This window comes from Burkholderia sp. Bp9031 (assembly GCF_003857965.1).
Lineage (GTDB): Bacteria > Pseudomonadota > Gammaproteobacteria > Burkholderiales > Burkholderiaceae > Burkholderia > Burkholderia ambifaria_A.
The window spans coordinates 67,631-79,234 of sequence record NZ_QTPW01000035.1; the positions used below are offsets into that span (position 1 = coordinate 67,631).

12 protein-coding genes are annotated in these 11,604 nt (G+C 67.5%); 2 read left to right on the forward strand and 10 right to left on the reverse strand.

What is annotated here, in order from left to right:
* Positions 1 to 143: 143 nt before the first annotated feature.
* Complete coding sequence (locus DIE15_RS31360; RefSeq protein WP_124835186.1) at positions 144 to 692, reverse strand: alpha/beta hydrolase; 549 nt, start codon at positions 690 to 692, stop codon at positions 144 to 146.
* Positions 693 to 861: 169 nt separating this feature from the next.
* Positions 862 to 1,071 (reverse strand): ornithine acetyltransferase, encoded by a 210-nt coding sequence (locus DIE15_RS31365; protein ID WP_006497729.1) that lies wholly within the window; start codon positions 1,069 to 1,071, stop codon positions 862 to 864.
* Positions 1,072 to 1,324: 253 nt separating this feature from the next.
* Between DIE15_RS31365 and DIE15_RS31370 the strand changes: the two genes are divergently transcribed.
* Positions 1,325 to 3,034 (forward strand): glutamine--tRNA ligase/YqeY domain fusion protein, encoded by a 1,710-nt coding sequence (locus tag DIE15_RS31370; RefSeq protein WP_057924237.1) that lies wholly within the window; start codon positions 1,325 to 1,327, stop codon positions 3,032 to 3,034.
* Positions 3,035 to 3,153: 119 nt separating this feature from the next.
* On the opposite strand, the gene DIE15_RS31375 is transcribed toward DIE15_RS31370, so the two are convergent.
* The 3 genes from DIE15_RS31375 to DIE15_RS31385 form a co-directional block, all read right to left on the reverse strand.
* Positions 3,154 to 3,624, reverse strand: coding sequence for an NUDIX hydrolase (locus DIE15_RS31375; RefSeq protein WP_124835198.1), 471 nt, complete (start codon positions 3,622 to 3,624; stop codon positions 3,154 to 3,156).
* An 11-nt stretch (positions 3,625 to 3,635) separates the two neighbouring features.
* Positions 3,636 to 4,022 carry a hypothetical protein gene (locus DIE15_RS31380; protein ID WP_057924236.1) on the reverse strand — a complete coding sequence of 129 codons (387 nt, stop codon included), beginning with the start codon at positions 4,020 to 4,022 and terminating at the stop codon, positions 3,636 to 3,638.
* A gap of 112 nt (positions 4,023 to 4,134) precedes the next feature.
* Positions 4,135 to 5,520 (reverse strand): cytochrome-c peroxidase, encoded by a 1,386-nt coding sequence (locus tag DIE15_RS31385; protein WP_124835188.1) that lies wholly within the window; start codon positions 5,518 to 5,520, stop codon positions 4,135 to 4,137.
* A 207-nt stretch (positions 5,521 to 5,727) separates the two neighbouring features.
* Between DIE15_RS31385 and DIE15_RS31390 the strand changes: the two genes are divergently transcribed.
* Positions 5,728 to 7,329, forward strand: coding sequence for an acid phosphatase (locus DIE15_RS31390; RefSeq protein ID WP_311771992.1), 1,602 nt, complete (start codon positions 5,728 to 5,730; stop codon positions 7,327 to 7,329).
* A gap of 106 nt (positions 7,330 to 7,435) precedes the next feature.
* On the opposite strand, the gene DIE15_RS38225 is transcribed toward DIE15_RS31390, so the two are convergent.
* The 5 genes from DIE15_RS38225 to DIE15_RS31415 are packed head-to-tail and all read right to left on the reverse strand — an operon-like array spanning position 7,436 to position 11,533.
* Positions 7,436 to 7,933: a DUF3331 domain-containing protein gene (locus DIE15_RS38225; protein WP_082664560.1), complete on the reverse strand. Its 498-nt coding sequence runs from the start codon at positions 7,931 to 7,933 to the stop codon at positions 7,436 to 7,438.
* Between the two features lie 54 nt (positions 7,934 to 7,987).
* Positions 7,988 to 9,451, reverse strand: coding sequence for an alginate export family protein (locus DIE15_RS31400; RefSeq protein WP_124835192.1), 1,464 nt, complete (start codon positions 9,449 to 9,451; stop codon positions 7,988 to 7,990).
* Positions 9,448 to 10,143 (reverse strand): YoaK family protein, encoded by a 696-nt coding sequence (locus DIE15_RS31405; RefSeq protein ID WP_124835194.1) that lies wholly within the window; start codon positions 10,141 to 10,143, stop codon positions 9,448 to 9,450. The genes DIE15_RS31400 and DIE15_RS31405 overlap by 4 nt, the downstream gene beginning before the upstream one ends.
* Entirely contained in the window at positions 10,140 to 11,054 is a 915-nt protein-coding gene (locus DIE15_RS31410) for a hypothetical protein (protein WP_057924232.1), read from the reverse strand. Before DIE15_RS31410 ends, DIE15_RS31405 begins: the two co-directional genes overlap by 4 nt.
* 26 nt (positions 11,055 to 11,080) lie before the next feature.
* Positions 11,081 to 11,533, reverse strand: coding sequence for a DoxX family protein (locus DIE15_RS31415; protein ID WP_057924231.1), 453 nt, complete (start codon positions 11,531 to 11,533; stop codon positions 11,081 to 11,083).
* Between the last annotated feature and the right edge of the window lie 71 nt (positions 11,534 to 11,604).

Below are 11,604 nucleotides of genomic sequence, written 5' to 3' on the forward strand. Positions count from 1 at the left end.
CACGCGCGGCGATGTGCGCGGACGCGGCCTCGCAGCGGCCGGACCGATTGGCTGATCGGTCGACGCGAACGCGCGCCGACTCGCTGACGCCGATTGGTGCCGGCTAACGCCGACTCATTACGACTCGTGCCGACTCCCGCAAACTAACGCGCAAGCGCGTCGAGCCAGCCGCGTGCGTCGGGCCAGTCGCCCAGTCCGCTGTCCGCGTTGATGTGGCCGCGCGGGCCGAGGTCATGGAAGGTGCTGCCCCACGCGTGCGCGCAGCGGCGCGCGAACGCGAGCGAACCGTACGGATCGTCGCTGCTCGCCACCACGCGGGTCGGAAACGGCAGCCGCTCGTGCGGCACCGGCCCGAAGCCATGCGCATCGGCCGGAAACGCCGGCCCGGCCGGATCGGGCAACGCAACGAGCAGCGCGCCGCGCACCTTCGCGAGTGCGGCCGGCCGCGCGTAGCGGGTCGCCCACCACGCGACGGTCAGCGTGCCGAGGCTGTGCGCGGCGATCGTCACGTGGCCCGGTGCGGCCTCGACCGCGCGGTCGAGCGCGAGACACCAGCCGTTGCGGAACGCACGGTCCCAGTCGGGCATCGCGACGCGCACGAAACGCGCGTCGGCACGCTCCCAGCGGCTTTGCCAGTGGAGCGGGCCGGAGTTGCCGTAGCCCGGCAGCACGAAAACGAGAGAGTCGCTCATGGAAGGTTCGTCGACGAATGAAGTCGTTATGTGATGTCGACGAAGTGTCGCACACCCGCTCCTCCCTGATGCTGCCTGTCGAATCGCGGAATGGATGTGCGAGAAACCGTGGGGCGTGACGCGTTGCGGATGCCGTCACGCCCGGCCGGCGCTCACGCGCCGGCTTCGATCAGCGCACGCCGGCGCCGACCAGACCGCCTGCCGCGGCGCCGGCGACCGTGCCGACCGGGCCGCCCGTGATCAGGTAGCCGAGCGCGCCGCCCGCGGCCGCGCCGATACCGGCGTTACGTTGCGTATGCGTCATCGCGCATGCGCCGAGTTGCGACAGGGCCGCGACGATTACCGCGGTACGAACGAGAAAAGTGGTCTTCTTCATCATGATTGTTGGGTTCCTCCCGCCAGGCAAAAAGTACCCGTGGCGGCATTGAATCGGTAAAGCCATCATAGGAAAACCCAAACGCGCCGGGCAATCCGATTTACGTCGTGTTACAGCCGACACACTATGGAGATATTGCGATCCGCGTCGCGAACGCACCCGCGCAGTGCCGCAACCCGCGCGGGACGGACCCCGGTCAGGTAGAATTACAGGATTAAACCGGCGCGACGCGCCGACACAACCTGACGCCAACCGCATGAGCACCGAACGTAACGACGCCCCCGCGGCTTCCAACTTCATCCGCAACATCATCGACGACGACAACCGCACCGGGAAATGGGGCGGCCGTGTCGAGACGCGCTTCCCCCCCGAGCCGAACGGCTATCTGCACATCGGCCATGCGAAGAGCATCTGCCTGAACTTCAGCGTCGCGCGCGACTACGGCGGCGTATGCCACCTGCGCTTCGACGACACGAACCCGGAAAAGGAAAGTGTCGAGTACGTCGACTCGATCGTCGACGCGGTGCGCTGGCTCGGCTTCGACTGGCGCAAGGATGCAGTCGATCATCAATATTTCGCGAGCGACTACTACGACAAGCTGTACGAATTCGCCGAGCTGCTGATCCAGCGCGGCCGTGCGTACGTCGACAGCCAGAGCGCCGAGGAAATGCGCGCGAACCGCGGCTCGCTCACCGAAGGCGGCAAGCCGTCGCCGTTCCGCGAGCGCTCGCCCGAGGAAAACCTCGACCTGTTCCGCCGGATGAAGGCCGGCGAGTTCAAGGAAGGCGAGCACGTGCTGCGCGCGAAGATCGACATGGCTTCGCCGAACATGAACATGCGCGACCCGGTGATCTACCGGATCCGCTACGCGCACCACTACCGCACCGGCGATGCCTGGTGCGTGTATCCGATGTACGACTACACGCACTGCATCTCGGATGCGCTCGAGGGCATCACGCACTCGCTGTGCACGCTCGAGTTCGAGGATCACCGCCCGCTGTACGACTGGGTGCTGAACGAACTCGCGGAAGCCGGCATGTTCACGCGTCCGCTGCCGCAACAGATCGAATTCTCGCGCCTGAACCTCACGTATGCGATCACCAGCAAGCGCAAGCTGCTGCAGCTCGTCACCGAAGGTCACGTCGAAGGCTGGGACGACCCGCGCATGCCGACGATCGTCGGGATCCGCCGCCGCGGCTTCACGCCGGAGAGCATCCACCTGTTCTGCGAGCGGATCGGCGTGACGAAGGTCGATTCGTGGATCGACATGAGCGTGTTCGAAGGCGCGCTGCGCGACGACCTCGACGACAAGGCGCCGCGCACGGTCGCCGTGCTCGATCCGCTGAAGCTCGTGATCGACAATTATCCGGAAGACCTCGAGGAAGCGTGCACGGCCCCCGTACATCCGCATCATCCGGAGCGCGGCGTGCGCACGTTCCCGATCTCGCGCGAGCTGTGGATCGAACGCGAGGACTTCGTCGAGAACCCGCCGAAGGGCTATTTCCGCCTGTTCCCGGGCAACAAGGTGCGCCTGCGCTACGGCTACGTGATCGAATGCACGGGCTTCGACAAGGACGCCGACGGCAACGTGACGGCCGTGCACTGCACCTACTTCCCGGACAGCAAGTCGGGAACGGAAGGCGCGAACAACTACAAGGTCAAGGGCAACATCCACTGGGTCAGCGCGAAGCATGCACAGCCGGCCGAGGTGCGGATCTACGACCGGTTGTTCAAGGAGCCGCACCCGGACGCGGGCGGCGCGAACTTCCTCGAGGCGCTGAACCCGAATTCGAAGAAGATCACGCAGGCCTACGTCGAACCGGGCGCCGGCGACGTCGCACCGGAAACACACTTCCAGTTCGAGCGTCACGGCTATTTCGTCGCCGATCGCGTCGATTCGAAACCGGGCAAGCCCGTGTTCAACCGAATCGTCGGGCTGCGCGACAGCTGGGGCAAGCCGGCCTGACGGCCTGCGGCGCACGCGGCGCGCGGCTTCGGGCCGTCGTCGCGCGACGATAAAAAAACCGGCCTTCGGGCCGGTTTTTTATTGCGTGCGCGCCATCCGCGGAATCGACGCAGCAGCGCTCACGCGCCCGCCAGCCGCCGATGCAGGTCCGCGAGCGGCAGCGTCGTGCGGAACAGCCGCGCAAGGCTGCGGCTCGCATAGGCGTCGACGTCGCCGGGCGCGGTCCAGCGATACGCGTCCATCTCGGGAATCAGCGAACCGTCGCGACGGCTCGGAAACAGCGACGTGCACGTGCAGTGCGCGGGATCGATCTCGTCGTCCGCGACCTGCACCGCGAACAGGTGCAGATCCTTGTCGTGACGGTATGCAAAGCGGCCGAGATCGAGCAGTCGCGCCGGCGCGAGCTCGATGCCGGTTTCCTCGCGCAACTCCCGCAGCGCCGCGTCGGCCGGCGACTCGCCGGGCTCGCCCTGCCCCTTCGGGATGTCCCAGTGCGTGGTATCCGTCGCATGCGCGAGGAATACGCGGCCAGCCCCGTCGAGAATCACGACGCCGCACGATACCGTGCGCGGCGCACCGCTGCGCTTCATCGCGCGCGTGCTCAGCGCTTCTGCAGCTGCCACTTGCCCGCGGCGGTCTTGCAGAAGACCGGCTTGAGCGTCATCGTCTGGCCCTTCGCGGCGATGTCGGTGGCGATTTCGCGGCAGGTCTTGCCATCGCTCTCGGACGTCGACGGCGTGAGCTTCGCGTCGATCTGCGTGCCGCGGCCGCTGCTCTGCCACGTCGTGGTCTCGCCGTCCTTGCCTTCGTCACGCACCTGCGCGACGGCCTTGGTCAGCGACGCGCGGTCGGTCTTGCTGAAGTAGGTCAGCGGCGTGTCGTTCAGGAAGCCCAGGTTGCTTTGCGCGTGGACGGGCAGCATCGCGGCTGCGCACGCGGCGCCGGCCAGCACGCGCGTGACGACGGAAAGGGATGCACGCATCGACATGTGTTGTTCTCCTTGGATGTTCGATCGAACGGCGCGGCGCGCGGCCGGCTGAACCGGCACGCGCCACGCCCGTCAGCGAGCGAGCATAGCATGCGTGCCGCGTGCGACGCTTTCAGCGGGCGGCCTGCGTCGACGCCGGTTGATATCCGTCAGTCAGCGTGTTCAGGAACGCGATCACGTCCTTGATCTCGGCCGCGTTCAGCGCGGGCGCGTCGCCGCGCTTGCGGTCGAACGGTGGCTCGCGGTTGATGTTCGGCCAGTAGCGCTTCGGCAGGTCGTCGTAGACCTGCACCTTGCCGTGCACGACCGGATAGAACTTCTCGGGATGGATGTCGCGCTCGACGTAGAAGCGCATCACGTCCTCGAGCGAGTGGTACACGCCGTTATGGAAGAAGGTCTTGCGCAGCGCGACGTTGCGCAGCGACGGCGTGCGGAACAGCCCGCAGAATTCGTCGCGGCCCTTCAGGTCGGTGCGCTCGGGGCCGCACGCGCCGAAATCGTGGAAGCGCGGATCGCGATTGACCGGCAGCGCGCGGTTGCGCGGCACCGCGATCGCGATCAGGCCGAAATCGCTGAACTGCGGCGGCGTGCCGTCGAGCGCGCGCTGGCTGATGTGGCAGCTCGCGCAATTGCCCTTCTTCTCGTCGTTGAACAGCTGCAGCCCGCGCAGTTCGACCGGCGTAAGCTGCGCATGCCCGGCGAGGTAAGCGTCGTACTTGCTCGAATACGGCGAGAACAGTTCGGGCGTCTGCTCGAACGTCTCGAGCGCGCGCAGCACCGCCTTGAACGCGGCCGCGTCGTCGTCGAGCACCTGCACGCCGAACACCGCGCGGAACTCGTCCGCGTACGGCGCGGCTTTCACTGCCCGTGCGACCTTCGCGGGCGTGCTGTTCATCTCGAACGGCGACGTGAGCGGAATGCGCGCCTGCTCGGCGCCCGTGTCGACGCGGCCGTCCCACGTGAGGCCGCCCGTCGGGCCCGCATCGACGCTCTCGTCGCCTTCGTCGTCGGAATCGTGAAAGTGCTCGGTGAATTGCGGCACGCCCTGCAGGTACTTGAGCGACGGCACCGCGCGAAACCCGGACCGCTTCATGTCGTCGCCGCCGAACTGCACGGCCAGCGCATTCGGCGGGCCGAACGCATGCTCGGGGCTATGGCACGACGCGCACGCCAGCTTGCCGGAACCTGACAGCGTAGGGTCGAAGAAAAGTTGCTTGCCGAGCGCCGTCATCCGGCGCACGCCTTCGTAAACTTGCGCGCGGGTCTGCGGCTGGTTCGCGGCGACCACCGGACCACTCGCCACAATCGTTGCGGACGCAACCTGTTGCGCGGCACCCGATGCATGCGATGCGCCTGCGGCCTGCGCGGTCGACGTGCCGGCACCCGGCTGTCCGTCACAGCCGGCAAGGGTCGCAAGCGCGGTGGCCAGCGCGAGCGCACCGGTCAGATGCAGCCACGAGCGCGCAAGCGCACCGGCTGCCGATTGGCGAGGCTTCATCGATTCGTCGGAAAGAGGGTTCATGAGCGGCCGGAGTTTATGTCAACCGCATGACCATTCCATGACGCCCCACTGACAGGCAATCGAAAGGACGCCTACACCCGCCTGTCAAATCGCCCCCTGAAAATGCTTACAACCGGACACGCGACGGCCACCTTCGAGAACCGGCCGCAAACGGATGCTCCGGTCCCCCACGCGACAAGAGAGATGAGAGTAGAACGCATGAAAAACCACGCCTGGATTCGCTTTACGCCGATCGCCGTTGCGGCGGCCGCCGCCCTCACCGCCTGCGGCGGCGACGACGTGCAGCAGCAAGGCCTGTCGACGGTGAAGAACGTCGTCGTGATCTATGCGGAAAACCGCAGCTTCGACAACCTGTACGGCAACTTTCCGGGCGCGAACGGCCTGCAGAACGTGACGGCGGCGAGCGCGCAGCAGAAGGACCGCAACGGCCAGCCGCTCGCGACGCTGCCGAAGGTCTGGAACGGCCTGACCGCGAAAGGCGTGACGCCGGCCGTGACCGAGGCGATGACGGCCAACCTGCCGAACGCACCGTTCGCGATCGACGATCCGAAGGGGTTCAACACGTCGATGAGCCTGACGACGCGCGACCTGTATCACCGCTTCTACGAGAACCAGATGCAGATCAACGGCGGCAAGAACGACATGTTCGCCGCCTGGGCCGACTCGGGCGGCCTCGTGATGGGCCACTACACGCCCGACGCGTCGAAGCTGCCGCTGTGGAAGATCGCGCAGCAGTTCACGCTCGCCGACAACTTCTTCATGGGTGCGTTCGGCGGCTCGTTCCTGAACCACCAGTACCTGATCTGCGCGTGTGCGCCGTTCTATGCGAATGCGGACAAGAGCCCGGCGGCCGGTTCGATCTCGGCGGTCGCCGCGGACGGCAAGTCGCTGCAGCTCGCGAGCAACTCGCCGGCCTCCGCGCTCGACGGCATTCCGAAGTTCGTGAACTCGGGCAACCTGACGCCGGACTTCTACGCGATCAACACGATGCAGCCGCCGTACCAGCCGAGCGGCAACAAGGCCGCATCGGGCGGCGACCCGAACCTCGCGGATCCGTCGGCCGCGACGACGCTGCCGCCGCAGACGCAGCAGAACATCGGCGACCTGCTGACCAACGCGGGCGTGTCGTGGGCGTGGTACAGCGGTGCGTGGAGTCAGGCGCTGCAGGCCGCGCAAAGCGGCATCGCGAACGTGATCTACGGCCCGAACATGACGGCGCCGAACTTCCAGCCGCACCATCAGCCGTTCAACTACTACGCGAACCAGGCACCGGGCAGCACGAACCGTGCGCAGCATCTGCTCGACGGCGGCACGGACGGCAGCGCGTTCATCAAGGCGATCGACGCGGGCACGCTGCCGCAAGTCGCGTTCTACAAGCCGCAGGGCAACCTGAACGAACACCCGGGCTATACGGACGTCGCGAGCGGCGACCAGCACATCGCGGACGTGCTCGCGCACCTGCAGGCGAGCCCGCAGTGGAAGAACATGATCGTGGTCGTCACGTACGACGAGAACGGCGGCTTCTGGGATCACGTGGCGCCGCCGAAGGGCGACCGCTGGGGCCCGGGCACGCGGATTCCGGCGCTGATCGTGTCGCCGTTCGCGAAGAAGGGTTTCGTCGACCACACGCAGTACGACACCGCGTCGATCCTGCGCTTCATCACGCGCCGCTTCTCGCTGCCGCGCCTCGCGGGCCTGCAACAGCGCGACGACGCGCTGAAGGCGAACGGTGCGCAGCCGATGGGCGACCTGACGAACGCGCTCGCGCTGTCGCCGAACCTGTAACGTGTAACGACATCACCGTGAACGGGCCGGCCGCGCTGCCGGCCCTGACGAACGAAGAGCGGCCCCGCGGGGCCGCTCCTTTTTCATGCGCGCGCTCGCATCCCGCTCATGTGCGTGCGAGATCGGCACCATCGAGCGCGATCGCCAGAATCATCGCACCCGCATTCGGCGGCATCGGTCGTCCGCTCGGACGGAACACGCGATCCCCGCGCGCGATCCGCGCCCCCGACAGCGCGCAGGTACCGGCCTGCCGTGCGCGCCCGGGTTTCCAGTGCTGCTCGCCGAAATGCGCACGCCCCGGTTCGACCCAGCGCACGAGCAGCAATTGCGACGAGCGCTCGAGCACCCGCACCTGCGGACGAACCGTCGACACGTGCGGACGGTCGAGCGCGGCAGCCAGGATCATCGCGTTCGGATCGGCCGCCGCGCGCCCGCGCGGGCTGAAAACAACGTCGCCGCAGACGATCTTCTCGCCGGACAACGCGCAATGCCCCGAACGCAGCGCTCGCCCGGGCGACCAGCGCTGTTCCGCGCGACCCGCCGCATGCCAGCGCACGATCAGCAGTTCGTCCGAATAAGCCAGCACCTGCACCCGCGCGCTCATGCGACACCGCCCACCGTGCAGCCATGCGACGGCGGACGCGCCGCGGCACGCACGCTACCACCCATACTTCAGCTCGACGCCGACGTAGTCGGCGTTGTGCCCGCCCGCCTGCCGGATCGCATCGCCGACCTGGAAGTGCACGGCCTCGACCGCGCCGATCAGGTTCGCCGCGATCGTCCAGTCCGCGCGCAACTGCACGTACATCCCCGTCCACAGGCCGCCCTTGCCCGCGGTGCCCGGCACCGCGACATTCGCCTGCTGATAGACGGCGTCGCCGGTCGTCTCGCGCCACTGGAAGCCGAGCGCGCCGAGCAGCGACAGGTTCGGCGACGGCTTCAGCGTCACGGACGGCTTCACGTGGATCAGGTTCGAGTAGCCCGTGTAGCCAGCCAGCGTGAAGTAATAGCCGTTCGGAAACAGCGGGTTGAACGTGCCGACGCGGCCGTCGTGCGGATGCCGGTCGCCCGATGCCGCATCGACCTGCAGCGCGATACGCGGCGACCATGGCGCGTCGAGCCGGTAGCCGGCGATCGAGCCGACGGCCCATGCACCGATCGTGTTGTTGCCGACCGTCCCGGTCTGCAACATCGTCTCGAGATCCCAGTCGAAGCGGCCCTGCGTGCCCGTGTAGCGCAGGTCCCACACGTCGCGATGCTCGGGGCCGCTCGCATCGAGAAAGCGCGCGTTGCTGCGGTTGTAGCGCGACCAGTAGCCGGACAGGTCGCCCGGCCCGACCGACTGCCGCTCGAAGCGCACGCCGCTGAACGTGAGGTCGCGATTGGACACGTCGTCGAAATCGGATGCGCTGCGGTTCTGCACCGGCTGCGTCGCATAGCCGATGAAGCGCCACTTTCCGTATTCGTAATCGGCCCAGACCGCATCGAACGCCTGCCGCACGTTCGGGCCGTCGCGCGCGGCGATGAAACGCTGCAGGTCGAACGCCATCTCCTGCCGGCCGACGCGGAGCTTGAACGTGCCGCCGCCGAGCGCGCCCGTGTAGGTCGCGAACGCCTGTTCGAGATCGAGCGGGTTCTTGTCGACCGGCGCGATCGTGTTCTTGCCGAACGCGCGATCGTCCTGCAACTGCACGAAGAACTGCCAGTGCTGGCCGAGATGCGCATCGGCATGCACTTCGACGCGCTGGATCAGGTACGTATCCGATTGCGCGGAGCCGATCCCGAACAGCGGCGCGTCGTTGGTCTCCAGTCGCTCGCGCAGGTTCACGCCGAGCGACAGATAGGATGCCGGATCATTGCCGAGCGGAATGTATTTCAGCCCGTCGAGCGGCGCGCGCGGCACGCACGGGTTTGCGAGCACCGACCAGTCTTCCTGCCAGCGGTTGAACAGCACCGTCGGCCGCTTCGCCGTGCATGTTGCTGTCGATGCCGATGCCGCCGTTTCCGCGAACGCCACGTCGGCGCTCGCGAACAACAGTCCCGCGACGATCGACAGGCGCGCGGCCCGCTCGAAGCGCCGGCCGCGGTGTCTCCGCTGTCTCCCCTGCCCCCGCCCGGTCATGCTCGCTCCTGCGCGACGGGTCCGGCCGCTTGCGCCGCACACAGTGCAAGCGTGGCGAGCGCGCCGACCGGCGCGAGCAGCGCCCAGAATCCAACGTAGCGGAAGCCAAGCGCTCCGCACGCCGCGCCGAGCGCGAATGCGACGATCGCAGGCAGCATCTTGCCGAAGCGGGCCCGCGCCGCCGCGCGTGCGCTGTCGGCCGTGCCGGCCGACAGCAGGTCGACGACGTCGAGGATCGCCTGCGTGACGTTGCCCGTCATCACCGTGTTCGGCACGCCGGCACGTGCGATGACGCGCGGATGCGCGTTCTGCACGCCCATCGCGAACGTGCCGACGATGCCGGCCACCAGCACCGGCAGGCTGTCGGACTGCGTGACGGGCGTCGCCCACACGCCGGCCGCGCAGAAACCGAGCAGCAGCACGGCCTGCACCATGTGCAGCGCGCGCGTGCCCTGCCAGGCCGGCCGCGCGGACAGCGACCGCGCGATCAGGCTCGCCGCGATCACGCCGCACACGAACGCGGGAAACACACTGAGCTTCAGCACGACACCCTGGCCGAAGCCAGCGATGCCCGCGCCGATCAGCACGAAGTTGCCGGTCACGTGCGCGGTGAACAGCCCGAACAGCGCGACGAAGCTCAGCGTGTCGACGAAGCCGGCCACCGCGGCAAGGATCGTGTCCTCGTGCTTCATCGCGCCGCGCTCGCGTGGATCTCGGCAACGTAGCCGCCCGGGAACTGCACGAGCGCCGCGTCGCGGCCGTCCGACGCGAACGCCGGCACGAGCACGGTCACGCCCGCGGCTTCGGCCTTCTTCAGCGTCGCGGCGAGATCGGGTACTTCGTAGCCCGTCATCTCGCGCCCGAACGGATACGGCAGATGGCCGTCGGTCACGAGCACGGTCATCTTGCCGAAGCCCGACTCGATGCGGATGCGGCGGTACGTGTCGTTCGGCCGGCCGATCTCGATGCCCGGCGCCTTCAGGTTGTCGGACACCACCTTGCCCTTCGAGAACTTGACGAAATCGTGCACGAACTTGCGCACGCTTTGCGGCGACACGTAGACGCGATTCTCGGGGATGGTCTGAAGTGCGTCGTAGTTCGGCGCCTGCGTATGCCAGTAGAGCTGCATGTTCACGCCGCCCGTCCACGCAATGATCGCATCGCGGCCGATCGGATCGGGGAACGTGTCGACGATCACGTCGGCGCCGTGCTCGCGTGCCGACTTCACCGCGACGTCGAGATCGGTGACGAGGTAGCCGGTGCGCTCCGCACAGAACGGATACGGGATCGGCGTCTTGAAACCGAACACCGAAACCGTGCCGACCGGCGTGAGCACGAGCTGCGACATCGTCTGGCTCGGCGTCGGCGTGACCTGGAACACGCCCTGCTTCGACTTCTTGCCGCCGAACGTGGCGACGAAACTGTCGGTGAAGCGGTCGAAGTCTTCGGGCGCGACACACACGTGGGTCGTGTCGTATTGCGGGCCGACGGTCACCGTCGGCGCGACCGCGGGCGGCACGGGCGGTTTCGCGAACGCCACCGGCGCGACGGCAAGGCCGCCCGCGACCATCACGGCGAGCAGCATTGAACGAATGGATTTCATCACAGGATTTCCTGGTTGTTGCATCGTCATCGAATGGAGCGGCCGTCGCCGGCCGGTTGCCGCGCATCGTCGAGCACGGTCGCGAGCACGAGTGCCGCGATCAGCCCGAGATGCTCGAAAAAGCTGTTGAGCGCCATGAAATGTTCGGCACCCGAGCGGTTCCAGAAATCGTTCGCCACGACCATCGCGACGAGCGTCAGCATACCGAGGCTGCCGGCGCCGAGCCACGTGAAGCGGCGAAACACCACGCACAGCGAGCCGCCGATCTCGACCGCGATCGCCAGCGCCGCCCACAGCGCGGCCGGTTGCAGGCCGAAGTGCGCCTGCTCCGCGACCGCGCCGTCGAAGTCGAGCGCTTTCGCGACGCCGCCGAGCAGATAGGCCGACACCAGCGCAAGCCGCGCGAGCGGCAGGATCCACGGCTGCGACAGCAGCGCGCGGACCCACGCCGGGTTGCCATGGACGGTGCGCGCCGTCATGTCAGACCGCCCAGCACGAACAGCCGAACGCGCCCCAGAAGCCCTTCGCGTCCGACGTCGGCAACGTGCGG